A 25,987-nucleotide genomic window follows, 5' to 3' on the forward strand; every position below is an offset into this window, starting at 1 on the left:
CGCGGCCCGCCGCCGGCCCCCGACCTCACCGACCGCTGGAGAACGAGTGACCGAAAGCGTCGAAGCGCCGGACGGCGGATACGCGGCGGCCCGCCTGCGCCTCCTCACCCAGGAGGCGCAGGCCGGGCCGCCGCGCCGCGCCGCGCTGGCCTCCCTCACCGACCGCTGGCTCGCCTCCTTGGCGGCCGAGGCCGCCGAGGCCACCGGCATGGGGGGCACCTCCCACGCCGCAGGCCGTGGGGGAGGCTTCGCCCTCGTCGCGGTCGGCGGCTACGGCCGCGGCGAGCTCTCCCCGCGCAGCGACCTCGACCTGCTGCTCCTCCACGAGCCGGGCGACTCGGTCGCCGCCCTCGCCGACCGCATCTGGTACCCGGTGTGGGACCTGGGCGTCGCCCTCGACCACTCCGTCCGCACCGCCGCCGAGACCCGCAAGGCCGCCGCCGAGGACCTCAAGGTCCAGCTCGGCCTGCTGGACGCCCGGCACATCGCCGGCGATCCCGCCCTCACCTCGGGGCTGCGCAGCGCCGTCCTCGCCGACTGGCGCAACCAGGCGCCCGGGCGGCTGCCCGCCCTGCGCGAGATGTGCCAGGAACGCGCGGAACGCCAGGGCGAGCTGTCCTACCTCCTCGAACCCGACCTCAAGGAGGCCCGCGGCGGCCTGCGCGACGCGACCGCCCTGCGCGCGGTCGCCGCCTCCTGGCTCGCCGACGCACCCCGCGAGGGCCTGGAGGACGCCCGCACCCGCCTGCTGGACGCCCGCGACGCCCTCCACCTGGTCACCGGGCGCGCCACCGACCGGCTCGCCCTCCAGGAGCAGGACCAGGTCGCCGCCGAACTCGGCCTGCTGGACGCCGACGCCCTGCTCCGCCAGGTCTACGAGGCCGCCCGCCGCATCGCCTACGCGGCCGACGTCACCTGGCGCGAGGTCGCCCGGGTGCTGCGCGCCCGCGAGTCCCGGCCCCGCCGCCGCGGCATCCTCGGCCGCGGCCGCGCCTCCGCGGCGGCCGATCGGACCCCCGAGCGGGTGCCGCTGGCCGAAGGCGTCGTGGAGCAGGAGGGCGAGGCCGTCCTGGCGCTGGCCGCCAAGCCGGAACGCGACCCCGTACTGCCGCTGCGGGCCGCGGCCGCCGCGGCGCAGGCCGGGCTGCCGCTGTCCATCCACGCGGTGCGCCGCCTGGCCGCGACCGCCGCGCCGCTGCCGGTGCCGTGGCCCGCCGAGGCCCGCGAGCAGCTCCTGACCCTGCTCGGCGCCGGCGAGCCCACCGTGCCGGTGTGGGAGGCGCTGGAGGCCGAGGGCCTGGTCACCCGGCTCCTGCCGGACTGGGAGCGGGTCCGCTGCCGCCCGCAGCGCAACGCCGTGCACCGCTTCACCGTCGACCGCCACCTGGTGGAGACCGCCGTCCAGGCCGCCGGGCTCACCCGCCGGGTCGGCCGCCCCGACCTGCTGCTGACCGCGGCCCTGCTGCACGACATCGGCAAGGGCTGGCCCGGCGACCACAGCGAGGCCGGGCAGACAATCGCCCGCGACATGGCCGCCCGCATCGGCTTCGGCCCCGCCGACGCCGACACCCTCGCCCTGCTGGTCCGCCACCACCTGCTGCTGATCGACACCGCCACCCGCCGCGACCTGGACGACCCGGAGACGGTGCGCGCCGTCGCCGAGACCGTACGGGACACCTGCACGCTGGAGCTGCTGGCCGCCCTCACCGAGGCCGACGCCCTGGCCACCGGGCCCGCCGCCTGGAGCACCTGGCGCGCGTCCCTGCTCGCCGACCTGGTCGAGCGCGTCGCCGGCGCCCTCGACACCGGCGCCCTGCCCGTCACCACCGACCGCGAGCCCACCACGGAGGAGGAGCGGCTGGCCATCGAGGCGGCCCGCACCGGCGGTCCCGTGCTGGCGCTGCACGCGCACAGCGAACCCGACGCCGAGGGCGAGGACCGCACCGAGACGCTCGGTGTGGAGCTGCTGGTAGCCGTGCCCGACCGGCCCGGCCTGGTCGCCCTGGCCGCCGGGGTCCTGGCCCTGCACCGGCTCACCGTGCGGGCCGCCGACCTGCGCTCCGTCGACCCGATCGGCGAGGGCCCTGTCGCGCTGCTCAACTGGCGCGTCTCGGCGGAGTACGGAGCCCTGCCGGAGGCCGCCCGGCTGCGCGCCGACCTGGCCCGCGCCTTCGAGGGCACCCTGGACATCGAGAGCCGGCTCGCCGAGCGCGAGGCCGCGTATCCCAGGCGGCGCGGCATCGCCCCGCCCCCACCGCGCGTCACCGTCGCCCCCGCGGGCACCTCCCAGTCCGCCACGGTCCTGGAGGTCCGCGCCCACGACGCCCCCGGCCTGCTCCACCGCATCGGCCTCGCCCTGGGCGCGACATCGGTCACCATCCGCTCCGCCCGCATCTCCACCCTGGGTGCCAACGCCGTCGACGCCTTCTACGTCGTCGGCAAGGACGGCAGCCCGCTGCCCGACCCCCACGCCCAGGAAGTGGCGAGACAGGTGGAGGCGCGGCTGCGCTGACAAGGCGCCCGCCGGATGCGATCCCGCCCTCGTCCGTCGTGTATCCGGTGGGCGAGGGCGCCTTCGTGCCGCGTCCGGATACCCTGGAGGACGATTGCCCCCGCCCCCGACCGCAAGGATCTGCGACCACCGTGTTCGACACTCTGTCTGATCGCCTCGCGAACACCTTCAAAGGACTCCGGGGCAAAGGGCGTCTCACTGAGGCGGACATCGACGCCACGGCGCGCGAGATCCGCATCGCGCTGCTCGAAGCGGACGTGGCCCTGCCGGTCGTGCGTGCCTTCATCGCCAACATCAAGCAGCGGTCGCTGGGCACCGAGGTGTCCAAGGCGCTGAACCCGGCGCAGCAGGTCGTCAAGATCGTCAACCAGGAGCTCGTCGCCATCCTCGGCGGGGAGACCCGCCGTCTGCGCTTCGCCAAGCAGCCGCCGACCGTGATCATGCTCGCCGGCCTCCAGGGCGCCGGCAAGACGACGCTGGCCGGCAAGCTCGGCCGCTGGCTGCAGCAGCAGGGCCACACCCCGCTGCTGGTCGCCTGCGACCTCCAGCGCCCCAACGCCGTCAACCAGCTCAGCGTGGTCGCCGAGCGCGCGGGCGTCGCGGTCTACGCGCCCGAGCCGGGCAACGGCGTGGGCGACCCGGTGAAGGTCGCACGGGACTCGATCGAGTACGCCACGTCCCGCCAGTACGACATCGTCGTGATCGACACCGCCGGCCGCCTGGGCGTCGACCAGGAGATGATGCAGCAGGCCGCCGACATCCGGGACGCGGTCCGCCCGAACGAGATCCTCTTCGTGGTCGACGCCATGATCGGCCAGGACGCGGTCAACACCGCGGAGGCGTTCCGCGACGGCGTCGGCTTCGACGGCGTGGTGCTGTCCAAGCTGGACGGCGACGCGCGCGGCGGCGCCGCCCTGTCGATCGCGCACGTCACCGGCAAGCAGATCATGTTCGCGTCGAACGGCGAGAAGCTCGACGACTTCGACGCCTTCCACCCGGACCGGATGGCCTCCCGGATCCTCGGCATGGGCGACATGCTCTCGCTCATCGAGAAGGCCGAGCAGACCTTCTCGCAGGCCGAGGCCGAGAAGATGGCGGCCAAGCTGGCCAAGGGCCCCAAGGAGTTCACCCTCGACGACTTCCTGGCGCAGATGGAGCAGGTCCGCAAGATGGGCTCGATCTCCAAGCTGCTCGGGATGCTGCCGGGGATGGGGCAGATCAGGGACCAGATCAACAACCTCGACGAGCGGGACGTGGATCGCACGGCCGCGATCATCAAGTCGATGACGCCCGCCGAGCGGGCCGATCCGCACATCATCAACGGCTCGCGCCGGGCGCGTATCGCCAAGGGCTCCGGGGTCGAGGTCAGTGCGGTGAAGTCGCTCGTGGAGCGGTTCTTCGACGCCCGCAAGATGATGTCGCGGATGGCCCAGGGCGGCGGGATGCCCGGTATGCCGGGGATCCCGGGCATGGGCGGCGGCCCCGGCCGGCAGAAGAAGCAGCAGAAGAAGGGCAAGGGGTCGCGGCGCAGCGGCAACCCGATGAAGCGCCTCCAGGAGGAGCAGGAGGCCGCCGCGCGCCGCGAGGAGCGGGCGGGCAGCGCCTTCGGCGGCGGCGCCGTGCCCGAGGACTTCGAACTGCCCGCGGAGTTCAAGGACTTCCTGCCGCCGAAGTAGGCACCGCGCAGGCGCGGCCCGGGTGCGCTCGGCACCTGGGCGCGCCCGCGACAAAGGATGCGGGTCGGGCGGGCCGGCGGGTGGTTACGGAGGACGGGCCGACGGGCGCGTCCTCCGTCCACGACAATGGGTCCATGCGAGTGACGATCCGCGAACCCCGACCCAGTGACGCCGACGCCCACCGCGCGGCGGTGCTCCGATCGGCCGCCCACCTGAGCCCGTGGAATCCGGTGGACCCCGACGGCTTCCACGAACTGCTCCGGCAGCAGGGCCCCCAGTTGCGGACCTTCCTGATCATCAACGAGGAGGACGGCGGCCTGGTCGGCAAGTGCAACGTCGCCAACATCGTGCTCGCCCGCTTCCGCAACGCCACCCTCGGCTACGACAGCTACCTGCCGTACAACGGGACCGGCCGGATGAGCGAGGGCATGCGGCTGATCGTCGACCGCTGCTTCACCACCCGTCCCGACGGCCTGGGGCTGCACCGGCTGGAGATCAACGTCCAGCCGGACAACAGCCGTTCCATCGCCATGGCCAAGCGCCTCGGCTTCCGCCACGAGGGCTTCTCCCCGCGCATGCTGTACCTCAACGACGCCTGGCGGGACCACGAGCGCTTCGCCCTCACCGCCGAGGAGTGGCCGGGCCTGACCGGGTAGCGCGGACGCCGGGGCCGGCGGGGGTGGCGAGGGCGCGGCGGGTCAGGTGCGGGCGACCACGTAGCGGAAGACGTTGTCCATGCGGACCGTGCCGTCGCCTCGCCGGTAGGGGTGCAGGGCCTCGGTGATCTCCTTCTCGACCTGCTGCCGGTCGCTCGCCTCGACGGCCGCGTCGAACAGGCCGGTGGACAGCAGGCCGCGCACCGCGCTGGAGGCGTCGCAGTAGCCGAACGGGCAGGAGACGCGGCCCGAGCCGTCGGGACGCAGACCCGCGGAGCGGACCATGTCCTCCAGCTCGTCGCGGCCGCCGAGCCGCCCCACGAAGGCGGCCGCGCCCGGCTCGGCGCGCCGGGTCACCGACCGCACCACGCGGGAGGTGGCGCAGCGTTCGGGCGGCCCCCAGCCGGCCAGCACGACGGCGGTGCCGCGCGGCGCCCAGTCCGCCACCGCGGCCAGCGCGGGCCGCACTTCACCGGCGGGCATCGCCGGGTCGAAGGCCGTGACGAGGTCGTAGCCGCCGTACCCGAGGTCGTCGCCCAGGGTCTGCGCGGTGCCGCGGAGCAGTCTGGTACGGGCCGGGCCCGCGTGCCGGACGCCCCGGTTCGGCTCGGGCAGCAGCCGCTGCCGGGCCAGCGACAGCCGCCTGGCGTCGAGGTCGCAGCCGGTGACGGCCGCGCCCCTGGACGCCGCCAGCAGCAGCGCCAGGCCGGAGCCGCAGCCCAGGCCGAGGATCCGGCTGCCGGCGCCCACCTCCAGCCGCTCGTAGACGGCCTCGTAGAGCGGAACGAGCATGCGTTCCTGGATCTCCGCCCAGTCCCGCGCCCTGTCCTCCGCGTCGGGCCGGTGTCCGCGATAGAGCACAGGTGTCATGGAAGCCCCAATCAGCCGCGTCGTGCCGGTCGCTTGCCCGTGGTCTGCCGTCCCCCCTGCGGTCGGTCGTTCCCCCACCGGTCGTCGTCGCGGTGGCCGCGCGATTCCCCGTGGCCGCCCGGTCACCCACTGTCGCCGGACGAGCGCGCGGCGAACCCGTGACAGCGGTCGTTCCCGCCGCACTCGCCGCACTCGTCCCGAAAGCCAGACAACTGCTGAATCGCCGCTCCGTCCAGGGGCCTGAAGCACCGTCTTTGTTAACTTCCGGGGACGGGCGGGGGACAGGCGCCTCCGTCTCGCGGCCGGCCGCCGATTCACGCTCGGGGCACGGCGGGCCGTACCATCGCCTCCATGGCAAAGGCTCCCATTCTCACGCCTCGGGCGGACGACTTCCCGCGCTGGTACCAGGACCTCATCAACAAGGCCGAGCTCGCCGACAACGGCCCGGTGCGCGGAACCATGGTCATCCGCCCCTATGGGTACGGTCTGTGGGAGCGCATGCAGGCCGACATGGACGCGCGGATCAAGGCGGCCGGCGCGCAGAACGCGTACTTCCCGCTGTTCATCCCGCAGGCGTACCTGACCAGGGAAGCCGAGCACGTGGAGGGCTTCGCGCCCGAGCTCGCCGTCGTCACCCATGGCGGCGGCAAGGAGCTGGAGGAGCCGGTCGTCGTACGTCCCACCTCCGAGACGATCATCAACGAGTACTTCTCCAAGTGGGTGCAGAGCTACCGCGACCTGCCGCTGCTGATCAACCAGTGGGCGAACGTGGTCCGGTGGGAGCTGCGGCCGCGGCTGTTCCTGCGCACCTCGGAGTTCCTGTGGCAGGAGGGGCACACCGCGCACGCCACCCAGGAGGACGCCCGCGACTTCGCCGCCCGCATCCAGCGCGACGTATACGGCGACTTCATGGAGAACGTGCTGGCCATGGACGTGGTGCTCGGCCGCAAGACGGTCAAGGAGCGGTTCGCCGGCGCCATCAACACCCTCACCCTGGAGGGCATGATGGGCGACGGCAAGGCACTGCAGATGGGCACCAGCCACGAGCTGGGCCAGAACTTCGCCAAGGCGTTCCACACCCAGTACCTGTCCAAGGACGGCAACCAGGAGTACGTCTGGCAGACCTCCTGGGGCAGCACCACCCGCATGATCGGCGCCCTGGTGATGATGCACGGCGACGACAACGGGCTGCGGGTGCCGCCGCGGCTCGCCCACGTCCAGGTCGTCGTGCTGGCGATCAAGGACGACGACGCCGTGGTCGCCAAGGTGCGCGAGATCGGCGAGCGGCTGCGCGAGGCGGGGCTGCGGGTGGTGGTGGACGACCGTACGGACACGCCGTTCGGGCGCCGCGCGGTCGACTGGGAGCTCAAGGGCGTGCCGCTGCGGGTCGAGGTCGGCCCGCGCGACCTGGAGCAGGGCACCGCGATGGTGGCCCGGCGCATCCCGGGGGGCAAGGAGCCGGTCGCGCTCGACGCCTTGGAGGCGATGCTGCCGAAGGCGCTGGAGGAGGACCAGGCGCGGCTGCTGCAGGAGTCCCGCGAGCGCCGGCTGTCGCGAACGGTGGACGTCACGACCGTCGAGGAGGCCGCCGAGGCGGCCGCCACCGGCTGGGCCCGCATCCCCTGGGCGACCCTCGGTGTCGACGGCGAGGACGCCCTCGCGCAACAGGGTGTTTCGGTACGGTGTCTGGTGGGTGAGGACGGTTCGGTGCCGACGCGGGACGACGCGCCGGGAACCCTGGCCATCGTGGCGAGGGCCTACTGAGCCGCCGCGGCGTCCGCTGACCGAAATCGACCGCACGGACATCGTGCGGAATACGCCGTACGTCCTCGCTTGGGGCGGGTGCGCGAGTTCATCACTGACCTCCGCACCCGCCCTTGTCCGTGCGGTCTACGCGCATCATCCCCATCACCCGCCATCATCCGGAACTGACCGATCAGTGCAAATTAATTGCGCTAGCCCTAAATCGGAACACCGGGCCCACCCTGGTCGTTGTTACGGCGTGAGCACGACACCACCTGTTCTCGCCGCCGAGCTGGCAGTCGCCTGGGCCGACATTCAACGGCACCACCCCGAGCTGCCCGACCTGGCCGCGCCCGAGTCCCTCATCGGAGAGTCCTCGTCCGCCTGCGGCACCGAGCTCTCCTTCGACAGGCTGCTGCACGAGGCCGTGCACGGAATCGCCGCCGCCCGCGGTATCCGGGACACCTCGCGCGCCGGCCGCTACCACAACCGCAGATTCCTGGCGATCGCCGACGAGTTGGGCCTCGACCACGCCGAGGAGCCCCACCCGAGCAGCGGCTTCTCGCTCGTGGTCATGCGGCCGGACACCCGCAAGCGATATCGGGGCACCATCGACCGGCTGCAGCGGGCCCTGAAGGCGCACACCGTCGCCACCACCGAGGACACCGCGCGCTCCTTCCGCGGGCCGGCCGCGCGGCACGGCTCCTCGGGCGGCGGCGTGCGGGTCAAGGCGGTCTGCGACTGCGGGCGCAACGTCCGCGTCGTCCCGTCCGTGCTCGCGCAGGCGCCGATCATGTGCGGGGCGTGCGGCCAGCCGTTCCGCATCCCGGAGGTCGTCGGGGCGGCCTGAGGCCAAGGGGGAGGGGGGCCGGCGGGCGGCGGGCGGGACCGGGCCGTGGCTGCCGGGGTGTGCGTGCGGCCGTCGGGACCGGGCCGGCCGGGGCATGCGTGCGGCCGTCGGGACCGGGCCGTGGTGGCCTGAGCGTGCCCGGGAGTGTGGCAGAATGGTCAGCTGAGAACTCGACAGCCGTGCAGGAACCCTCTCTCCTTCGGCTGACGCGTCCGTCGGGCACCCGACTCCACAACCCCACGTGGCTGTTCGCCGTGCCCAACCACGTCAACACCAGGAGAACCCACTCCCGTGGCAGTCAAGATCAAGCTGAAGCGTCTGGGCAAGATCCGTTCGCCTCACTACCGCATCGTCGTCGCCGACTCCCGTACCCGCCGTGACGGCCGGGCCATCGAGGAGATCGGCCTGTACCACCCGGTGCAGAACCCCTCGCGCATCGAGGTCGACTCGGACCGCGCGCAGTACTGGCTGTCGGTCGGCGCGCAGCCGACCGAGCCCGTGCTCGCCATCCTGAAGCTCACCGGCGACTGGCAGAAGTACAAGGGCGAGCCGGCCCCCGCCCCGCTGCAGCAGCCCGAGCCCAAGGCCGACAAGCGCGCCCTGTTCGAGGCGGCCGCCAAGGACACCGCGGGCGAGCCGAAGGGTGAGGCCATCACCCCCAAGGCGAAGAAGGCCGACAAGAAGGCCGATGACGCCGAGGCCGCCGCCCCGGCCGAGTCCACCGAGGCCTGAGCATGCTCGAGGAGGCCCTTGAGCACCTCGTGAAGGGCATCGTCGACAACCCCGACGATGTGCAGGTGGACATGCGGAACCTGCGCCGCGGCAGCGTGCTGGAGGTCCGGGTGCACCCCGACGACCTCGGCAAGGTCATCGGCCGCAACGGCCGTACGGCCCGCGCGCTGCGCACCGTCGTGGGCGCCCTCGGCGGCCGCGGCGTCCGCGTGGACCTCGTGGACGTCGACCAGGTGCGCTGAGGCACCGACAGGAGTACCGGCGCGGGCCGGGAGCGGGACGTCAGCCGACGTCGCCGCTCCCGGCCCGCGCCGTATCGTCGTAGGAACGGGAGCAGGAGCGTCACGTGCAACTGGTAGTGGGCAGGATCGGCCGCGCCCATGGGATCAAGGGCGAGGTCAGCGTCGAGGTGCGCACCGACGAGCCCGAGCTGCGGCTCGCGCCCGGCGCCGTACTGGCCACCGACCCCCCCTCGGCCGGCCCGCTGACCATCGCGACCGGGCGGGTGCACAGCGGTCGCCTGATGCTGCGCTTCGAGGGCGTCCACGACCGCAACGGCGCCGAGGCGCTGCGCAACACCCTGCTGATCGCCGAGGTCGACCCGGACGAGACCCCGGAGGACCCCGAGGAGTTCTACGACCACCAGCTCATCGACCTGGACGTGGTCACCACCGACGGGCGCGAGATCGGCCGCATCACCGAGATCAGCCACCTGCCGTACCAGGACCTGCTGGTGGTCGAGCGGACCGGCGGCGGGGAGGTGCTCATCCCCTTCGTCTCCGAGATCGTGCCCGAGATCGACCTCGCCGCGCAGCGCGCGGTGATCGACCCGCCGCCCGGGCTGCTGGACGAGGCCGACGCGGTGACGGCGAGCGCGGCGGGGGAGGGCGCCGAGGAGGGCCGCGGGACCTCTCCGGCGACCGGTTCCGCGTCCGGCGAGGACGCCGGCTGATGCGGATCGACGTCGTCACGATCTTCCCCGAGTACCTGGAGCCGCTGAACGTCTCGCTGGTCGGCAAGGCCCGGGCGGCCGGGCGCCTCGGCGTCCACGTCCACGACCTGCGGCGATGGGCGTACGACCGGCACAACACGGTGGACGACACGCCCTACGGCGGCGGACCGGGCATGGTCATGATGACCGGGCCGTGGGGCGCGGCCCTCGACGAGACGCTCGCCGACGGGTACGAGGCCGGCGCGCACGAGCCCCTGCTCGTCGTCCCCACCCCCAGCGGCCGGCCGTTCACCCAGGCCATGGCCGTCGAGCTGTCCCGCCGCCCCTGGCTGGTGTTCACCCCGGCCCGTTACGAGGGCATCGACAGCCGGGTCACCGCCGAGTACGCCACCCGGCTGCCCGTCCTGGAGGTCTCCATCGGCGACTACGTCCTGGCCGGCGGCGAGGCGGCGGTCCTGGTGATCACCGAAGCGGTCGCCCGGCTGCTGCCCGGCGTGCTGGGCAACGCGCAGTCGCACGCCGACGACTCGTTCGCCCCCGGCCCGATGGCCGATCTGCTGGAGGGCCCCGTCTACACCAAGCCGCCGTGGTGGCGGGGGCGCGGCATCCCCGAGGTGCTGCTCAGCGGCCACCACGGCAGGATCGCGCGCTGGCGGCGGGACGAGGCGCTGCGCCGCACCGTGGCCAACCGGCCGGACCTGATCCGGCGGGCCGACCCCGCGGCCTTCGACAAGAAGGACCGCGAAATGCTCAGCATCCTGGGGTGGCAGCCCGGACCGGACGGCCGATTTGGGCCGAACCCCGAGGCCGTGACAGAATGAGCGGCTGTTGCCTGTCCGGCGCGCGCCCCTGCCACAGGGGGACAAGACGCCCGCCGGGGCCGGGCCCCACCCACTGAGACGTTCCGTCGATGACCTGTGGCATCGGCGAGGAAGCAGATACCGATGACCAACCTGATCGAGAGCCTCAACGGCGCCTCCCTGCGCACCGACATCCCGGCGTTCCGGCCCGGCGACACCGTCAACGTCCACGTGCGCGTCATCGAGGGCAACCGCTCCCGTGTGCAGCAGTTCAAGGGCGTCGTGATCCGCCGCCAGGGCGCGGGCGTGAGCGAGACCTTCACGGTCCGCAAGGTCAGCTTCTCGGTCGGCGTCGAGCGCACCTTCCCGGTGCACACCCCGATCGTGGAGAAGATCGAGGTCGTCACCCGCGGCGACGTGCGCCGCGCGAAGCTGTACTACCTGCGCGACCTGCGCGGCAAGGCGGCGAAGATCAAGGAGAAGCGCGACAGCTGAGCACGGCCCCGCTTTCCCGGGCGGGCCGGATAGCATCAGCCCCCGATGGACAGCGAAGCAGTCGTTCCGGAGCGCGACCGTTCCCCCGCCGCCGCGAAGGCGGATCCGGGGGAACGGTCGCGTTCCGTCGTCCCGGACCGCGAGGCATCCGAAGCCATGGCCGCCGATTCCGGCGACGCGGACTCCGGTGACACGGCCTCCGCCGCCGGGCCCGCGGCCCGGCTCCCGGCGTTCACCCGGTGGTGGGCGGAATGGGGCCGTACGGTCCTGCTGGGGCTCGGCTGCGCCGTTGTGCTGGTGCTCGTCAGCCAGTACGTGGTGGAACCCTTCCAGGTGCCCAGCGGGTCCATGGAGGGCACGTTGCGGGTCGGCGACCGAGTGCTGGTCGACAAGCTGGCGTACCGTTTCGGCGGCACACCGCGGCGGGGAGACGTGATCGTGTTCAACGGCGAGGGGTCGTTCACGCAAAACGGCGGGACGGACTACGTGAAGCGGGTCATCGGCATAGGCGGCGACCGGGTCACCTGCTGCGACCCGCGGGGCCGGTTGACCGTCAACGGCCACCCGCTGGACGAGACCTACCTCCATCCGGGTGACAGCCCGTCCCGGGTGCCGTTCGACATCGTGGTGCCGCAGGGGAGGCTGTGGGTGATGGGCGACCACCGCGACGACTCCCGCGACTCCCGCGACCATCTCGGCGATCCGGGCGGCGGCACCGTCCCGGTCGGCCGGGTGATCGGCCGCGCCGAGTGGATCGCCTGGCCGGTCGGCCACTGGACGCGCCTGCGCAGGCCCGCCGCCTTTGCCGCGATCCCCGCGGTCCCGGCAGGCGCTCATGGGTAACAGGGGACGGCCCCGCAAGGGCTACCACAAGGCGGGACCGCCGTCCGACGCGCGGCCCGGCCAGGCGCCGGGCGCCGGTGAGGGCCCGCACGCCGGCACGGACGCGGGCTTCGGCCCCTTCGGCCCCTTCGGCGGCGACCGCGAAGGCGGGGACGGTGCGGGCGGCGGCCATGGCGCGGACGGCGCCGCATCCGGCACCGCATCGGGCAGCGGCACCGGATCGGGCACGACCGCCGACGCCCCGCCGCACCGGCTCACCGGCACCACGCGGATCGAGCGGCGCAAGCTGGCCCGGAAGGTGCGCCGCAAGCGGCGCCGGTCGCTGGTCAAGGAGGTGCCGCTCCTCGTCGGGGTGGCGCTGCTGATCGCGCTCGTGCTCAAGACGTTCCTGCTGCAGGCCTTCGTCATCCCGTCCGGGTCGATGGAGCAGACCATCCGTATCGGCGACCGGGTACTCGTCGACAAACTGACCCCGTGGTTCGGCGCCGAGCCCCACCGGGGGGACGTCGTCGTCTTCAAGGACCCCGGCGGCTGGCTGGCGAACGAGCCCCAGCCGAAGCCCGACCCGCCGGTCGTCAAGCAGGTGAAGGAGTTCTTCACCTACATCGGGCTGCTGCCCGCCTCCGGCGAGCAGGATCTGATCAAGCGGGTCATCGGCGTCGGCGGGGACACCGTGGCCTGCTGCGACTCCCAGGGCAGGATCACCGTCAACGGCACGCCGCTGACCGAGCCGTACCTCTACGCCGGCAACCCGCCGTCCATGATGACCTTTACGGTCCACGTCCCCCCGGGACACCTGTGGGTGATGGGCGACCACCGCTCCGATTCGGCCGATTCCCGGTCCCACATGACGTCGGCCGGCGGGGGAACGATCCCGGAGAGCCTCGTGGTCGGCCGGGCCTTCGTCATCGCCTGGCCGTTCGACCACTGGAGACGGCTGAAGGAGCCGGGAACGTACGCGTCCGTGCCCGCCCCTGGCGCGGCCGGGACGCGCCCCACAGGGTCGGCCACTAGGGTGGGCCGGGCCAACAACGGTCAAAGATCGAGCCGACTACCGACTCCTGCGGAACTCCCGCTCGTTATGGGAGTGGCGGGCCTGCGCCGGAAACGGGGCGGGCGGCGGTCTGGAGTGAGGAGTGGATGTGGGGGACCTGGTGGTCGGTGCACGGTCTGGATCCGGCGAGCCCGAGAAGGGGGATGTCGCGGTGCCCCAGGTACCTCCTGCCGACGATGTGACGGGCGCGGCCGGTCCGCCGCCCGGGTACGCCCCGATCGGCGACCGGGCGGAGAGCGGCGGCCTGCCCCTGAACGGGATCGGCGGTCCTCCGGCGAACGGGGCCCGTCAGGCTCCGGGCACGCCCGGAGCGCCGGACGGCGCGGCGTACGGGGTGCCCGGCGCCGCGGGTGGCGCGCCGGCGCCCGGCACCCCGGACCCGACGGAGGAGCCGCTTCCCTACGGCGTTCCCGGCGCCAAGGACGACGCGCGTCCTGATGACGGCGGCGACCCGGCCGATCCCTCCGGCCCCTCCTCCGGCTCCGGCGGGTCGGACGGCGACGGCGACTCCGGCCGGCACGCGTCCTCCCCGCGCGGCAAGCAGCAGCGCTCCTTCTGGAAGGAGCTGCCGCTGCTGGTCGGCATCGCCCTGGTGCTGGCCCTGCTGATCAAGACCTTCCTGGTCCAGGCGTTCTCCATCCCGTCGGACTCGATGCAGAACACCCTGCAGCCGGGCGACAGGGTGCTCGTCGACAAGCTGACCCCGTGGTTCGGCTCCAATCCCTCCCGCGGCGAGGTCGTCGTCTTCCACGACCCGGGCGGGTGGCTGCCGGAGAACCCGCCGCCCAGCCACAACCCCGTGGTGCGGGCCGTGCAGAGGAGCCTGAGCTTCATCGGCCTGATGCCGTCGGCCGACGAGAAGGACCTGATCAAGCGGGTCATCGGGGTCGGCGGCGACACCGTGGAGTGCAAGGGCACCGGCCCGCTGCTGGTCAACGGCAAGCCGCTCAACGAGCCGTACGTCCACCCCGGCAGCACCGCCTGCTCCAAGGACGCGCCGTTCAAGGTCGTCGTCCCCAAGGACCGCATCTGGGTGATGGGCGACAACCGCCAGAACTCGCTGGACTCCCGCTACCACATGCAGCTCCCCGGCGGCGGCACGGTCTCCGACAAGCAGGTGGTGGGCCGCGCCATCGTGGTGGCCTGGCCGATCAACCGCTGGGCGACGCTCGGCATCCCCAGCACCTTCTCGCAGCCGGGGATCAGCGCGGCCGGCGCGGCGGCCCCCGCGGCGGCCGGCCTGGCGGGCGCGGTGCCGCTGGTGCTCATCCGCCGCAGGCGGTTGCTGAAGCGGCTGGACGAGCCGGCCGGGACGACGCCCCCGGACGAGGGCTGACCCGGGGGCGTACCGCCGGGTAGGGTTCCGATCCATGAGTGCCACGAGCAGCAGCACCGGCGCGATAGCCGGTGTGAGGAGCAGGGACGGCCGCGGAAGTGGTCGCGGCCGTCTGGGGAACACGCTCTCGGGGATCGCCGTGGCCCTGGGCTGCGTGCTGTTCCTCGGCGGTTTCGCCTGGGCGGCCTTCATGTACCGCCCGTACACCGTGCCCACCAACTCCATGCAGCCCACCGTGCGGCCCGGCGACAAGGTGCTCGCGCAGCGCGTCTCCGGCTCGTCGGTGCACCGGGGCGACGTGGTGGTCTTCAAGGACCCGCTGTGGGGCGACATGCCCGAGGTCAAGCGGGTAGTCGGCGTCGGCGGCGACAAGGTGGCCTGCTGCGACAGCCAGGGCCGGCTGACGGTCAACGGCACACCGGTCCGGGAGACGTACCTCGACCACCCAGGCCGTGCCTCGCTGACCGGCTTCTCGACCGTCGTGCCCAAGGGCGAGCTCTTCCTGCTCGGCGACAACCGCGACGTCTCCCAGGACTCCCGCATCCGCCTCCAGGACGCCCAGGGCGGCTCGGTGCCGGCGAGCGACGTCAAGGGCCGGGTGGCCGCCACGGCATGGCCGACGGGCCGAATGGGCATGCTGAGCCGTACGCCGGCGTTCGACGCGCTGGCGGGCGGCGGGGCCTCATCGGCCGGGCCGCTGGAATGGCTAGTGGTCATGGTCGTCGCCGGGGTGGTCCTCATCCTGGGCGGCGCCGCCTACGGGCCGGTGGCGAAGCTGCTGAGCCGGCGGCGGTGAGCGGAAGGGATCCGGGCGGGGCTGTGTTGAGCCGGACATGGAGCGGGACGAGGCGGCGGCCGTGCGGGACGGCCCGGCCGTGAGCGTGGCCGGGACCGGCACAACGGGCACGGGCACGGCGGGCGCCGGCGGCCGTGCCGCCGAGGTCACCGACACCGGCCCTGGTGACACCGGCACGGGCCCGCCGAGGCGGCGGGCCTCGCGGGTGGTGCTGCTCGACCCGGCCGACCGTATCCTCCTGCTGCACGGCTTCGAACCGGCCGATCCCTCGGTGACCTGGTGGTTCACCCCGGGCGGCGGTGTGGAGGACGGCGAGAGCCTGACGGCGGCGGCGCTGCGCGAGGTGGCGGAGGAGACGGGGATCACCGACGTGCGGCTCGGGCCGGTGCTGTGGGAGCGGACCTGCTCCTTCATGTTCGACGGGCGCCGGTGGGAGCAGGACGAGTGGTACCACCTGGGCCGTACCGATACGGTCGGCCTGGACACCAGCGGGCAGACGGACCTGGAGCGGCGCAGTGTGACCTCGCTGCGCTGGTGGACGTGCGGGGAACTGCTGCGCACTCGTGAGACGGTGTATCCCACCAAGCTCGCCGAGCTGCTGCGTACGCTGCTCGACGAGGGCCCTCCGCAATCCCCGATCCCCCTGGGGACGGAACGCGACTGACGCACAATGGGGGGCACGTACGGCTGAAGGGGAACATGCCATGAGCGCCGAGGACCTCGAAAAATACGAGACCGAGATGGAGCTGAAGCTCTACCGGGAGTACCGCGACGTCGTTGGCCTGTTCAAGTACGTGATCGAGACCGAGCGCCGGTTCTACCTCACCAACGACTACGAGATGCAGGTGCACTCGGTACAGGGCGAGGTGTTCTTCGAGGTCTCGATGGCGGACGCCTGGGTGTGGGACATGTACCGGCCGGCCCGCTTCGTGAAGCAGGTCCGCGTGCTGACGTTCAAGGACGTGAACATCGAGGAGCTGAACAAGGCGGACCTCGACCTGCCGTCCGACGACTCCGGCTTCAACGGCTGACCCCGGCGAGTTATCCACAGGCGCCCTGACAAGATCGACTCGGGTGTGCCGCGCTCTGTCACAGTGAGTGACGGAGGTGGTACGCATGAACGCGCGAGGTGCGCTGGGGCGGTACGGCGAGGACGTGGCGGCACGTACGCTGCGGGACGCCGGGCTGACCGTGCTCGTCCGGAACTGGCGCTGTGGCCGGCGGGGCGAGATCGACATTCTGGCGTCCGAGGGGGACGCCCTGGTGGTGTGCGAGGTCAAGACCCGGCGCGAGGGTGACTTCCAGCATCCGATGGCGGCGCTGACCGTCCGCAAGGTGGCGCGGCTGCGCTCGCTGGCCGAGCGATGGACCGCGGAACACGGCGGGACGCCGCCGGGCGGGGTCCGCATCGACCTGATCGGTGTCGTCCTCCCGGCCCGCGGCGCGGCCCGCGTCGAACACGTCAGGGGGGTGGCGTGATGGGGTTCGCCCGGACGTGCTCGGTGGCGCTGATCGGCGTCGAGGGCGTGGTGGTGGAGGTCCAGGCCGACCTGGAGCCGGGGGTGGCCGCCTTCGCGCTGGTGGGACTGCCCGACAAGAGCCTGGTGGAGAGCCGGGACCGAGTGCGCGCCGCGATCGTCAACAGCGACGAGACCTGGCCGTCGAAGAAGCTCACCGTGGGCCTGAGCCCGGCGTCCGTACCCAAGGGCGGCTCGGGCTTCGACCTGGCGGTGGCCTGCGCGGTGCTGGCCGCGGGCGGCCGGATCGCCCCGACCGCCATCGCCGACCTGATGATGATCGGCGAGCTGGGCCTGGACGGCCGGGTCCGGCCGGTGCGCGGGGTGCTCCCGGCCGTGCTGGCCGCCGCCGACGCAGGGTACCGGCAGGTGGTGGTGCCCGAGCAGAACACCGCGGAGGCGTCGCTCGTGCCCGGGGTCGCCGTCCTCGGGGTGCGCAGCCTGCGGCAGCTCGTCGCGGTGCTCAACGACGAGCCGGTCCCGGCGGAGGACGAGGAGGACGCGGACGCCGGGCGTCCCGACCCCATGCTGGCCGGGCTCACCGGCGGCGGCGTCGGCACCGGGATCACCACGATCCTGGGCGGCGGCTCGGCCGCCCGCGGATCGGCGGACGGGCCCGACCTCGCCGACGTGGCCGGGCAGCGGGCGGCCCGGCTCGCCCTGGAGGTCGCCGCGGCCGGGGGACACCACCTGTACCTGAAGGGACCACCGGGCGCGGGGAAGACCATGCTCGCCGAGCGGCTGCCGGGCATCCTGCCCCCGCTGACCAGGCAGCAGTCCCTGGAGGTCACGGCCGTCCACTCGGTCGCGGGGATGCTCCCACCGGGCCGGCCCCTGGTCGACATCCCGCCCTACTGCGCCCCCCACCACTCGGCGACCATGCCGTCCCTGGTCGGCGGCGGCAGCGGACTGCCGAGGCCCGGCGCGGTCTCGCTGGCCCATCACGGGGTGTTGTTCCTGGACGAGGCGCCGGAGTTCAGCGGCCAGGCGCTGGACGCGCTGCGGCAGCCGCTGGAATCGGGTCACGTGGTGGTCGCCCGCGCGGCCGGGGTCATGCGGCTGCCGGCCCGGTTCACGCTGGTGCTGGCGGCGAACCCGTGCCCGTGCGGTCGCTGGTCCACCCTGGCCGGCGGTTGCGACTGCTCGCCGACAGCGGTCCGCCGCTACCAGGCACGGCTGTCGGGGCCGCTGCTGGACCGCATCGACCTGCGGGTCGACGTGGACGCGGTCACCCGGTCCGACCTGATCGACCACGGCGGCGGCGAGTCGACCGCCACCGTGGCCGCCCGGGTCCTGGAGGCCCGCGCCCGCGCCGCCGCCCGATACGCCGGCACCCCGTGGCACACCAACGGCGAGGTGCCCGGCCACGAGATGCGCACCCGCTGGCACGCGGCCCCCGGCGCCCTGCACGCCGCCGAGCGCGACATGGAGCGGGGCCTGCTCACCGCCCGCGGCCTGGACCGGGTGCTGCGGGTCGCCTGGACCATCGCCGACCTGGCCGGGCACGCCCGCCCGGAGGCCTCGGACGTCCTGCAGGCACTCCAGTTGCGCACCGGGGTCGCCCGGGGCGCGGTCATGGCGGGGCAGCGGTGAGGGGCAGCACCGGGCGGGCCGGTGAAGAAGAGGCACTGCGGGCGGTGTACGAGGGCGGCCGGCTGACCGGAGGCGCCCGGGTTTGGGCCACGACGAAGGGAGGCGGCGAGGCCGACGCCCAGCCAGGCGGCGAGTCAGGCGGCGGGCCGGAAGGCGGGGCAGGCGGCGGGGCAGGCGAGGGGTCCGGCGGGGCGGCCGGTGGCCGGGCCCCGGGGGAGTGCGCGCCCTGGCAGGAGCGGCTGGCGCGGGTGGCCCTGACCAGGGTGGCCGACCCCGGCGACAAGGTGATGGGCCGGGCGGTGCGGGAGCTCGGCGCGGGCGAGGTGTGGCGCGCCGCCCTGGCCGGGAGGCCGCTGCCGGGAGCTCGCCAGGAGCGCACCGAGCGCTATGCGATCAAGGCGGCGCACGCGGACCCCGTGGCGGACCTGGTGGCGGTGCACCGGGTGGGCGGGCGGTTCCTGTGTCCAGGGGAAGGCGACTGGCCCGGGCAGCTGGACGATCTGGGGGACGAGCGGCCACTGGGCCTGTGGGTGCGCGGCCCGGCGAGCCTGCGGCTGTGGGCACTGCGGTCGGTGGCCGTGGTGGGCGCCAGGACGTGCACCGACTACGGCCGCCACATGGCGGTCCTGCTGGGCGCGGGACTGGCCGAGGCGGGCTGGGTGGTGGTCTCCGGCGCGGCGTACGGGGTGGACGGCGCGGTCCACCGCAGCACCCTCAACGCGGGCGGCGCCACGATCGGCGTCCTCGCCTGCGGGGTGGACGTCCCCTATCCGCGGGGCAACGCGGACCTGATCGACACCATCGCCGAACGGGGCCTGCTGCTGGGGGAGCTGCCGCCGGGAGACCATCCGACCCGGGTGAGGTTCGTGCTCAGGAACCGGGTGATCGCCGCGCTCACCCGCGGCACGGTGGTGGTCGAGGCGAGGTACCGCAGCGGTTCGCTCATCACCGCCCGCCGCGCCGCCGAGCTGGGCAGGGTGACGATGGGTGTGCCCGGGCCGTGTACGAGCCGGATGTCGGAGGGGGTCCACGAAATGCTCCGCGGTGACGCCGTACTGGTCACCGACGCAGCCGAGGTGGTGGAGATGGTGGGCAGCATCGGGGCCGACCTGGCGCCGGCGCGCCGCGGGCCCGTGCTGCCGCGGGATCTGCTGCGGCCGGCCACCGCGCGGGTGCTGGACGCGCTGCCCGGCCGGGGAGGCGCCAGGGAGGAGGAGATCGCGCGGGCCGCCGGGGTGGGACGGGCCGACACGCTCGGGCGGCTCCTCGAATTGCAGGCCCTGGGTTTCGTGACGCGGGACGCGGACGGCTGGGCGTTGGTCCGTACCGCGCGCGGCGGGCCGCCCGACCGGACCCGTTGACGCTATCGACACACCATCAGGTGACAGGACAGCGCCATGACCTGGGGTGTTGTCGGGAGGGCCCGCGGCAGGGCGGCCGGGTGCGCATCATTGCCCCTGGGACCGGCCGTCCACCCGGGCCGGATCCCGTGCCCCGTCAGGTGACCTCGCGTCCGCACAGGAACGTATCTGCGCATGTCCCACACGGATGCCGTAGCAATCAGCGACACTATGGTCACGCTACGCTCGCGGAGGTTCGATTTCCCGCCCACTTCACGGCAGAACGGCTCAAAAGGACGCATGACCCAGCACACCCCCGGGTCCGAAAGGGCGACGGCGGCGACCGCCGCCCCCACCACCCCTGGGCCCGCCGCCCCCGCCTCGCTCGACGCGTTGTGGCGGACCTACAAGGAGACGGGGGACGCCCGGCTGCGGGAACAGTTGATCCTGCACTACTCGCCGCTGGTGAAGTACGTGGCCGGCCGGGTGAGCGTGGGACTGCCCGCCAATGTGGAACAGGCGGACTTCGTGTCCTCCGGGGTGTTCGGCCTCATCGACGCCATCGAGAAGTTCGACCCGGACCGCGCGATCAAATTCGAGACCTACGCGATCACCCGGATCCGCGGCGCCATGATCGACGAGCTGCGCGCGCTGGACTGGATCCCCCGCTCGGTGCGGCAGAAGGCCCGTGCGGTCGAGCGGGCCTACGCCACCTTGGAGGCCAAGCTGCGCCGGACGCCCAGCGAGCCCGAGGTCGCCGCCGAGATGGGCGTCGGACTGGAGGAGCTGCACGGCGTGTTCAGCGCGCTGTCGCTGGCCAACGTGGTCGCCCTCGAAGAGCTGCTGCACGTCGGCGCCGAGGGCGGCGAGCGCATCAGCCTGGTCGACACGCTGGAGGACACCGGGGCCGACGACCCCGTCGAGGTCGCCGAGGACCGCGAGCTGCGCCGCCTGCTGGCCCGCGCCGTCAACACCCTGCCCGAGCGCGAGAAGACCGTCGTCACGCTCTACTACTACGAGGGCCTCACACTCGCCGAGATCGGCCAGGTGCTCGGCGTCACCGAGAGCCGGGTCAGCCAGATCCACACCAAGTCCGTCCTTCAACTGCGGGCAAAGCTCGCCGACGTGGGGCGCTGAGAGCGGGCTCCGACCTCTTACAGTGGGGGAATGCCCAGGATTCGAGCGGCCTCGGTGGCCGAACACCGGAGCATGCAGCGCCGGGCCCTGCTGGACGCGGCGCGTTCGCTGCTCGCCGAGGGCGGCACGGAGGCCCTGACCTTCCCCGCCCTGGCCGAGCGGACCGGACTCGCGCGCTCCTCGGTCTACGAGTACTTCCGCTCCCGCGCCGCCGTCGTCGAGGCGCTCTGCGCGAGCGACTTCCCCGTATGGGCCGCCGAGGTCGAGGCCGCGATGGAGGCCGCGCCGACCCCCGAGGCCCAGATCGAGGCCTACGTCCGCACCCAGCTCGCCCTGGTCGGCGACCGCCGCCACCGCGCCGTCGTCGCGATCTCCGCGGGCGAGCTGGACGCCGGCGCCCGGGAGAAGATCCGCGCCGCCCACGGCGGCCTCGTCGCCATGGTCGTGGCCGCCCTGCAGTCACTCGGGCACGACGAGCCCCGGCTGACCGCGATGCTGCTGCAGGGCGTGGTGGACGCCGCCGTCCGCCGGATCGAACTCGGCGCCGCCGAACCGCCCGAGCGGATTGTGACCGCCGCCGTCCGCATGGTCCTGCACGGCGTCAGCCGGTGACCGCCGAATAGACCGGCAGCAGCCTGGACGGCCCTGACCGCAGCAAGGCGGGCGGCAGCAAGGTCAGCGGGTCCAGGTAGGCGCCGTCGCGCAGCAGACCCCAGTGAAAGACCCCGCAGTGCGGGACCGGGCTCGCACGGCAGCGGGGAGGGGCACCCGTCACGACACCGACCCGCTCACCCGCGGCCACGACCGCGCCGAGCGGGACCGTCGCGCGCACCGGCTCGTACGTCACCCGCAGCCGCCCCGGCAGTGCGACCACCACCACCGGCGTCCCGCCGACCTGTCCGGCGAAGGCGACACGGCCCGCCGCCGCGGCCCGCACCGCCGTGCCCGGGCCCGCCCGCAGATCCACCCCGCGGTGCCCCGCGCCCCACGGCGTCGCGGGAGGCTCGAAGCCGCGCAGCACCACCGGCCGACCCCGCGGGCCCCGGCCCGCCACCGGCCAGCAGCGCCCGCCCGCGCACCCGACGGCCCCGCCGGGCGGAACACCGGCCACCGCGAGTACCTCCCGTAACGGGGCCGCCGCCGCACCCGTGACCGCCGCGCGCGTCCCCGTCCCCGCCGCGCCGCCGACGGCCGTACCGCTCGCGGTCGCGCCCGTGACCGCCAGCACCGCCATGAACCACAACACCGTGATCGTCATGCGTCCACGATCCCGCACTCCGCCCGCCCCGCGACGATCATGGTCGTGGCCTGTGGAAAACCCCGGGTGTCGCCCGGCAGTCCGCCGGTCCCGTACACTTTCCCTGGCGATCCGGGTCACCGGGTCGACTTCGCACGCCCCGCCACCCACCCGTCGTCAAGCGGGCGGTGGCCGCGCCCCTCGGTCCCTCGTGGCACGGCGCGCCGGGGCGTCAGGGGCGACCGCCGTCCGGTGGTCGCTGTATAACCGAGTACCTCAAGGAGTACGGCCATGGCCGTCGTCACGATGCGGGAGCTGCTGGAGAGCGGCGTCCACTTCGGGCACCAGACCCGCCGCTGGAACCCGAAGATGAAGCGCTTCATCTTCACCGAGCGCAACGGCATCTACATCATCGACCTGCTCCAGTCGCTGTCGTACATCGACCGCGCCTACGAGTTCGTCAAGGAGACCGTCGCGCACGGCGGTTCCATCATGTTCGTCGGCACCAAGAAGCAGGCGCAGGAGGCCATCGCCGAGCAGGCGTCCCGCGTCGGCATGCCGTACGTCAACCAGCGCTGGCTGGGCGGCATGCTCACCAACTTCTCGACGGTCTACAAGCGCCTGCAGCGCCTCAAGGAGCTCGAGGAGATCGACTTCGAGGACGTGGCCTCGTCCGGCCTGACCAAGAAGGAGCTCCTGGTCCTCTCCCGCGAGAAGGAGAAGCTGGAGAAGACCCTGGGCGGCATCCGCGAGATGCAGAAGGTGCCCAGCGCCGTCTGGATCGTCGACACCAAGAAGGAGCACATCGCCGTCGGTGAGGCGCGCAAGCTCCGCATCCCGGTCGTCGCCATCCTCGACACCAACTGCGACCCCGACGAGGTCGACTACAAGATCCCGGGCAACGACGACGCGATCCGCTCCGTCACGCTGCTCACCCGCGTGATCGCCGACGCCGTCGCCGAGGGCCTCATCGCCCGCTCCGGTGCCGCGCTGAGCGACAAGAAGGCCGAGGGCGCCGCCGAGCCGCTCGCCGAGTGGGAGCGGGACCTGCTGGAGGGCGAGAAGAAGGCGGAGGCCCCCGCCGACGCCGCTCCGGCAGCGGAGACCGCGCAGGCCGCGGAGACCGCCGAGGCGCCCGCCGCCGAGGCCCCGGCCGCCGAGGGCGACGCCCAGCAGGGCTGAGCCCGCGCGCCCGGCGCCCGGGCACTCGCGTGGCCCAGTGCCCGCGCCCGGCGCGAGGGCGGCCCCCGGGCCGCCCGGCCGGGGCGACCAAGAGAACCGCGCGTGACGACGGCGGGGGCACACGCCCCCGCCGTTCACCCGTAGATCCACCGACCATTCGGGAAGAGACTCAAACCCATGGCGAACTTCACCGCCGCCGACGTCAAGAAGCTCCGCGAGCTGACCGCCGCGGGCATGATGGACTGCAAGAACGCCCTCAGCGAGGCCGACGGCGACCTGGAAAAGGCCGTCGAGATCCTGCGCGTCAAGGGCCAGAAGGGCGTCACCAAGCGCGAGGGCCGCTCGGCCTCCAACGGCGCCGTCGTCTCCCTGATCGCCGACGACAACGCCGAGGGCGTGCTGCTCGAGCTGAAGTGCGAGACCGACTTCGTCGCCAAGGGCGACAAGTTCGTCGCCGTCGCCGACGCCATCGCCGCCCACGTCGCGGCGACCAAGCCGGCCGACATCGAGGCGCTGCTGGGCTCGGAGATCAAGGACGGCCAGACCGTCCAGGCGTACGTGGACGAGGCCAACGCCACCCTCGGCGAGAAGATCGTCCTGGACCGCTTCGCCCAGTTCACCGACGGCTACGTCGCCTCCTACCTGCACCGCACGAGCCCGGACCTGCCCCCGCAGGTCGGCGTCCTGGTCGAGCTGGACAAGGCCGACGCCCAGACCGCCAAGGACGTCGCGCAGCACATCGCCGCCTTCGCGCCGAAGTACCTCAGCCGCGACGAGATCGACGCGACTACCGTGGACAACGAGCGCCGGGTCGCCGAGGCCACCGCTCGCGAGGAGGGCAAGCCCGAGGCCGCCCTGCCGAAGATCGTCGAGGGCCGGGTGAACGGCTTCTTCAAGGAGAACGTCGTCCTGGAGCAGGCGTTCGCCAAGGACCCGAAGAAGACCGTCCAAAAGGTGCTCGACGAGGCCGGTGTCACGCTCAAGCGGTTCGCCCGCTTCCGTGTCGGCGTCTGACCACCCAATGACCGACGGCCCGCTAGGGTCGTGAGCGGCCGGCCGCCCGCCGGCGGCCGCGGATGTGACGAGGAGGCCATTGCCGTAGCGGGAACCGGAACCCCCGAGGACCCAACGGCAATGGCCTCCTTTGTACGTGCACGAGGAGAACCCATGGACGAAGGCGCCCCCAAAGCCACCCCCGCCCCCGCGACAGCGAATGCCCGCAGCGGTGTCGCCCCCCGCCGCTACCTGCTGAAGCTGTCCGGCGAGGCGTTCGCCGGCGGCGGCGGGCTCGGTGTCGATCCCGACGTCGTGCACGCCATCGCCCGGGAGATCGCCGCCGTCGTCCGGGACGGTTACGAGATCGCGCTGGTCGTCGGCGGCGGCAACTTCTTCCGCGGCGCGGAGCTCCAGCAGCGCGGCATGGACCGGGCACGCTCGGACTACATGGGCATGCTCGGCACGGTGATGAACTGCCTGGCGCTCCAGGACTTCCTGGAGAAGGAAGGCATCGAGACCCGGGTGCAGACCGCCATCACCATGGGGCAGGTGGCCGAGCCGTACATCCCGCTGCGGGCCGTACGGCACCTGGAGAAGGGCCGCGTCGTCATCTTCGGCGCCGGCATGGGCATGCCGTACTTCTCCACCGACACCACCGCCGCCCAGCGCGCCCTGGAGATCGACGCCGCCGCCATGCTGATGGGCAAGAACGGCGTGGACGGGGTGTACGACTCCGACCCCAAGCACAATCCGGACGCGGTACGGTTCGACGCGCTGGAGTACGGCGAGGTCATCGCACGGGACCTGCGGGTCGCCGACCTCACGGCGATCACCCTCTGCCAGGACAACAAGCTGCCGATCCTGGTGTTCGAGCTGCTCGCCGAGGGGAACATCGCGCGGGCCGTCAAGGGTGAGAAGATCGGCACACTGGTCAACGACCAGGGCACCCGGGCGTGATGAGTTTCCCGTCACAATGGCGTCGGCCGTCACAACGACGTTCGCCGTCACACTGACGTCCGCCTTCTGAAACCAGGAGCACATGGTGATTGAAGAAACCCTCCTCGAAGCCGAGGAGAAGATGGAGAAGGCCGTCGCCGTCGCCAAGGACGACTTCGCGGCGATCCGCACCGGCCGTGCGCACCCGGCGATGTTCAACAAGATCGTGGCCGAGTACTACGGCACCGTCACCCCCATCAACCAGCTCGCCTCCTTCGCGGTGCCCGAGCCCCGGATGGCCGTGATCACCCCCTTCGACAGCTCCAGCCTGCGCAACATCGAAGAGGCGATCCGCAACTCCGACCTCGGCGTCAACCCGAGCAACGACGGCCGTATCATCCGGGTGGTCTTCCCGCAGCTCACCGAGGAGCGCCGCCGGGAGTACATCAAGGTCGCCAAGGCCAAGGGCGAGGACGCCAAGATCTCCATCCGCAGCGTCCGCCGCAAGGCCAAGGAGACCCTCGACAAGCTCGTCAAGGACGGCGAGACCGGAGAGGACGAGGTGCGCCGCGCGGAGAAGGAGCTCGACGACACGACCGCCAAGTACGTGGCCCAAGTCGACGAGCTGCTCAAGCACAAGGAAGCGGAGCTGCTGGAGGTCTGACCCGGCCCCGGCACGCCGCTCCGTACACCCCGTGACCCGTGCCCGCACCCCCACCGATCCTGCCGTGACC

Annotated in this window: 26 protein-coding genes and 1 pseudogene; 25 read left to right on the plus strand and 2 right to left on the minus strand. The window is 72.9% G+C overall.

The annotated features are described in order from the left end of the window. The first annotated feature begins 46 nt into the window (after positions 1 to 46). The 3 genes from K7G61_RS10640 (at position 47) to K7G61_RS10650 (ending at position 4,844) form a co-directional block, all read left to right on the plus strand. On the plus strand, positions 47 to 2,512 hold the full coding sequence (locus K7G61_RS10640) for a [protein-PII] uridylyltransferase (protein ID WP_225846472.1): 2,466 nt from the start codon (positions 47 to 49) through the stop codon (positions 2,510 to 2,512). 131 nt (positions 2,513 to 2,643) lie between these two features. After that, on the plus strand, positions 2,644 to 4,188 hold the full coding sequence (gene ffh, locus K7G61_RS10645; protein WP_225846473.1) for a signal recognition particle protein: 1,545 nt from the start codon (positions 2,644 to 2,646) through the stop codon (positions 4,186 to 4,188). 134 nt (positions 4,189 to 4,322) lie between these two features. Then, a complete protein-coding gene (locus tag K7G61_RS10650) occupies positions 4,323 to 4,844 on the plus strand; it encodes a GNAT family N-acetyltransferase (protein WP_225846474.1) in 522 nt (173 codons plus the stop codon). A gap of 42 nt (positions 4,845 to 4,886) precedes the next feature. Here the strand turns inward: K7G61_RS10650 and K7G61_RS10655 are convergent, their stop codons facing one another. Next, positions 4,887 to 5,714 carry a class I SAM-dependent methyltransferase gene (locus tag K7G61_RS10655; protein WP_225846475.1) on the minus strand — a complete coding sequence of 276 codons (828 nt, stop codon included), beginning with the start codon at positions 5,712 to 5,714 and terminating at the stop codon, positions 4,887 to 4,889. A 351-nt stretch (positions 5,715 to 6,065) separates the two neighbouring features. Between K7G61_RS10655 and proS the strand changes: the two genes are divergently transcribed. From proS to K7G61_RS10745, 18 genes and pseudogenes are all read left to right on the plus strand, one after another. Continuing rightward, the gene (gene proS / locus K7G61_RS10660) at positions 6,066 to 7,478 is read left to right on the plus strand and encodes a proline--tRNA ligase (RefSeq protein WP_225846476.1); all 1,413 of its coding nucleotides are present in this window, start codon (positions 6,066 to 6,068) and stop codon (positions 7,476 to 7,478) included. Positions 7,479 to 7,716: 238 nt separating this feature from the next. Next, positions 7,717 to 8,307, plus strand: a complete 591-nt coding sequence (locus K7G61_RS10665; RefSeq protein WP_225846477.1) for a hypothetical protein — start codon at positions 7,717 to 7,719, stop codon at positions 8,305 to 8,307. Positions 8,308 to 8,598: 291 nt separating this feature from the next. Next, positions 8,599 to 9,039: a 30S ribosomal protein S16 gene (rpsP, locus tag K7G61_RS10670; protein WP_225846478.1), complete on the plus strand. Its 441-nt coding sequence runs from the start codon at positions 8,599 to 8,601 to the stop codon at positions 9,037 to 9,039. A gap of 2 nt (positions 9,040 to 9,041) precedes the next feature. Beyond that, positions 9,042 to 9,281 carry an RNA-binding protein gene (locus tag K7G61_RS10675; RefSeq protein ID WP_222963587.1) on the plus strand — a complete coding sequence of 80 codons (240 nt, stop codon included), beginning with the start codon at positions 9,042 to 9,044 and terminating at the stop codon, positions 9,279 to 9,281. Positions 9,282 to 9,385: 104 nt separating this feature from the next. Continuing rightward, positions 9,386 to 9,991, plus strand: a complete 606-nt coding sequence (gene rimM, locus K7G61_RS10680) for a ribosome maturation factor RimM (RefSeq protein ID WP_225846479.1) — start codon at positions 9,386 to 9,388, stop codon at positions 9,989 to 9,991. Continuing rightward, a complete protein-coding gene (gene trmD, locus K7G61_RS10685; protein ID WP_225846480.1) occupies positions 9,991 to 10,812 on the plus strand; it encodes a tRNA (guanosine(37)-N1)-methyltransferase TrmD in 822 nt (273 codons plus the stop codon). The genes rimM and trmD overlap by 1 nt, the downstream gene beginning before the upstream one ends. Positions 10,813 to 10,935: 123 nt before the next feature. Next, on the plus strand, positions 10,936 to 11,286 hold the full coding sequence (gene rplS / locus K7G61_RS10690) for a 50S ribosomal protein L19 (protein WP_225846481.1): 351 nt from the start codon (positions 10,936 to 10,938) through the stop codon (positions 11,284 to 11,286). Between the two features lie 45 nt (positions 11,287 to 11,331). Then, on the plus strand, positions 11,332 to 12,129 hold the full coding sequence (gene lepB, locus K7G61_RS10695) for a signal peptidase I (RefSeq protein ID WP_225846482.1): 798 nt from the start codon (positions 11,332 to 11,334) through the stop codon (positions 12,127 to 12,129). Further along, positions 12,122 to 13,345: pseudogene (lepB, locus tag K7G61_RS10700) on the plus strand (signal peptidase I); the annotation flags it as partial. The gene lepB (K7G61_RS10695) and the pseudogene lepB (K7G61_RS10700), both read left to right, overlap by 8 nt. A gap of 172 nt (positions 13,346 to 13,517) precedes the next feature. Beyond that, positions 13,518 to 14,519: a signal peptidase I gene (gene lepB, locus K7G61_RS10705; protein ID WP_225846483.1), complete on the plus strand. Its 1,002-nt coding sequence runs from the start codon at positions 13,518 to 13,520 to the stop codon at positions 14,517 to 14,519. A gap of 34 nt (positions 14,520 to 14,553) precedes the next feature. Further along, positions 14,554 to 15,315, plus strand: coding sequence for a signal peptidase I (lepB, locus tag K7G61_RS10710; RefSeq protein WP_225846484.1), 762 nt, complete (start codon positions 14,554 to 14,556; stop codon positions 15,313 to 15,315). A gap of 85 nt (positions 15,316 to 15,400) precedes the next feature. Continuing rightward, the gene (locus K7G61_RS10715) at positions 15,401 to 15,979 is read left to right on the plus strand and encodes an NUDIX hydrolase (RefSeq protein ID WP_374204113.1); all 579 of its coding nucleotides are present in this window, start codon (positions 15,401 to 15,403) and stop codon (positions 15,977 to 15,979) included. A gap of 40 nt (positions 15,980 to 16,019) precedes the next feature. Beyond that, the gene (locus K7G61_RS10720; protein WP_018562949.1) at positions 16,020 to 16,346 is read left to right on the plus strand and encodes a DUF2469 domain-containing protein; all 327 of its coding nucleotides are present in this window, start codon (positions 16,020 to 16,022) and stop codon (positions 16,344 to 16,346) included. Positions 16,347 to 16,431: 85 nt separating this feature from the next. Continuing rightward, a complete protein-coding gene (locus K7G61_RS10725; RefSeq protein WP_225846485.1) occupies positions 16,432 to 16,794 on the plus strand; it encodes a YraN family protein in 363 nt (120 codons plus the stop codon). Beyond that, complete coding sequence (locus tag K7G61_RS10730) at positions 16,794 to 18,425, plus strand: YifB family Mg chelatase-like AAA ATPase (protein ID WP_225846486.1); 1,632 nt, start codon at positions 16,794 to 16,796, stop codon at positions 18,423 to 18,425. The genes K7G61_RS10725 and K7G61_RS10730 overlap by 1 nt, the downstream gene beginning before the upstream one ends. Then, positions 18,422 to 19,786, plus strand: coding sequence for a DNA-processing protein DprA (dprA, locus tag K7G61_RS10735; RefSeq protein ID WP_374204104.1), 1,365 nt, complete (start codon positions 18,422 to 18,424; stop codon positions 19,784 to 19,786). The genes K7G61_RS10730 and dprA overlap by 4 nt, the downstream gene beginning before the upstream one ends. A gap of 279 nt (positions 19,787 to 20,065) precedes the next feature. Beyond that, the gene (whiG, locus tag K7G61_RS10740) at positions 20,066 to 20,902 is read left to right on the plus strand and encodes an RNA polymerase sigma factor WhiG (RefSeq protein WP_225846487.1); all 837 of its coding nucleotides are present in this window, start codon (positions 20,066 to 20,068) and stop codon (positions 20,900 to 20,902) included. A 54-nt stretch (positions 20,903 to 20,956) separates the two neighbouring features. After that, a complete protein-coding gene (locus tag K7G61_RS10745) occupies positions 20,957 to 21,514 on the plus strand; it encodes a TetR/AcrR family transcriptional regulator (RefSeq protein WP_225846577.1) in 558 nt (185 codons plus the stop codon). Here the strand turns inward: K7G61_RS10745 and K7G61_RS10750 are convergent. Then, on the minus strand, positions 21,504 to 22,160 hold the full coding sequence (locus tag K7G61_RS10750; protein WP_225846488.1) for a peptidoglycan DD-metalloendopeptidase family protein: 657 nt from the start codon (positions 22,158 to 22,160) through the stop codon (positions 21,504 to 21,506). The genes K7G61_RS10745 and K7G61_RS10750 overlap by 11 nt on opposite strands. 270 nt (positions 22,161 to 22,430) lie before the next feature. Between K7G61_RS10750 and rpsB the strand changes: the two genes are divergently transcribed. The 4 genes from rpsB to frr all read left to right on the plus strand — a co-directional run bounded on the left by rpsB (position 22,431) and on the right by frr (position 25,917). After that, entirely contained in the window at positions 22,431 to 23,321 is an 891-nt protein-coding gene (gene rpsB, locus K7G61_RS10755; protein ID WP_225846489.1) for a 30S ribosomal protein S2, read from the plus strand. 177 nt (positions 23,322 to 23,498) lie between these two features. Next, positions 23,499 to 24,335, plus strand: coding sequence for a translation elongation factor Ts (tsf, locus tag K7G61_RS10760; protein WP_225846490.1), 837 nt, complete (start codon positions 23,499 to 23,501; stop codon positions 24,333 to 24,335). Positions 24,336 to 24,488: 153 nt separating this feature from the next. Then, positions 24,489 to 25,274, plus strand: a complete 786-nt coding sequence (gene pyrH / locus K7G61_RS10765) for a UMP kinase (RefSeq protein ID WP_225846491.1) — start codon at positions 24,489 to 24,491, stop codon at positions 25,272 to 25,274. A gap of 85 nt (positions 25,275 to 25,359) precedes the next feature. Further along, positions 25,360 to 25,917: a ribosome recycling factor gene (frr, locus tag K7G61_RS10770; RefSeq protein ID WP_225846578.1), complete on the plus strand. Its 558-nt coding sequence runs from the start codon at positions 25,360 to 25,362 to the stop codon at positions 25,915 to 25,917. Positions 25,918 to 25,987: the final 70 nt, after the last annotated feature.

Source organism: Streptomyces sp. HPF1205, assembly GCF_020400825.1.
Taxonomy (GTDB): Bacteria; Actinomycetota; Actinomycetes; order Streptomycetales; family Streptomycetaceae; genus Actinacidiphila.

What these genes read in the sequence shown, in the direction of transcription:
- K7G61_RS10650 (WP_225846474.1), top strand. Translation starts at nt 4,323, where the DNA reads ATGCGAGTGACGATCCGCGAACCCCGACCCAGTGACGCCGACGCCCAC.
- K7G61_RS10655 (WP_225846475.1), bottom strand. Translation starts at nt 5,714, where the DNA reads ATGACACCTGTGCTCTATCGCGGACACCGGCCCGACGCGGAGGACAGG.
- proS (WP_225846476.1), top strand. Translation starts at nt 6,066, where the DNA reads ATGGCAAAGGCTCCCATTCTCACGCCTCGGGCGGACGACTTCCCGCGC.
- K7G61_RS10675 (WP_222963587.1), top strand. Translation starts at nt 9,042, where the DNA reads ATGCTCGAGGAGGCCCTTGAGCACCTCGTGAAGGGCATCGTCGACAAC.
- trmD (WP_225846480.1), top strand. Translation starts at nt 9,991, where the DNA reads ATGCGGATCGACGTCGTCACGATCTTCCCCGAGTACCTGGAGCCGCTG.
- rplS (WP_225846481.1), top strand. Translation starts at nt 10,936, where the DNA reads ATGACCAACCTGATCGAGAGCCTCAACGGCGCCTCCCTGCGCACCGAC.
- lepB (WP_225846482.1), top strand. Translation starts at nt 11,332, where the DNA reads ATGGACAGCGAAGCAGTCGTTCCGGAGCGCGACCGTTCCCCCGCCGCC.
- lepB (WP_225846484.1), top strand. Translation starts at nt 14,554, where the DNA reads ATGAGTGCCACGAGCAGCAGCACCGGCGCGATAGCCGGTGTGAGGAGC.
- K7G61_RS10720 (WP_018562949.1), top strand. Translation starts at nt 16,020, where the DNA reads ATGAGCGCCGAGGACCTCGAAAAATACGAGACCGAGATGGAGCTGAAG.
- K7G61_RS10725 (WP_225846485.1), top strand. Translation starts at nt 16,432, where the DNA reads ATGAACGCGCGAGGTGCGCTGGGGCGGTACGGCGAGGACGTGGCGGCA.
- K7G61_RS10730 (WP_225846486.1), top strand. Translation starts at nt 16,794, where the DNA reads ATGGGGTTCGCCCGGACGTGCTCGGTGGCGCTGATCGGCGTCGAGGGC.
- whiG (WP_225846487.1), top strand. Translation starts at nt 20,066, where the DNA reads ATGACCCAGCACACCCCCGGGTCCGAAAGGGCGACGGCGGCGACCGCC.
- K7G61_RS10750 (WP_225846488.1), bottom strand. Translation starts at nt 22,160, where the DNA reads ATGACGATCACGGTGTTGTGGTTCATGGCGGTGCTGGCGGTCACGGGC.
- rpsB (WP_225846489.1), top strand. Translation starts at nt 22,431, where the DNA reads ATGGCCGTCGTCACGATGCGGGAGCTGCTGGAGAGCGGCGTCCACTTC.
- tsf (WP_225846490.1), top strand. Translation starts at nt 23,499, where the DNA reads ATGGCGAACTTCACCGCCGCCGACGTCAAGAAGCTCCGCGAGCTGACC.
- pyrH (WP_225846491.1), top strand. Translation starts at nt 24,489, where the DNA reads ATGGACGAAGGCGCCCCCAAAGCCACCCCCGCCCCCGCGACAGCGAAT.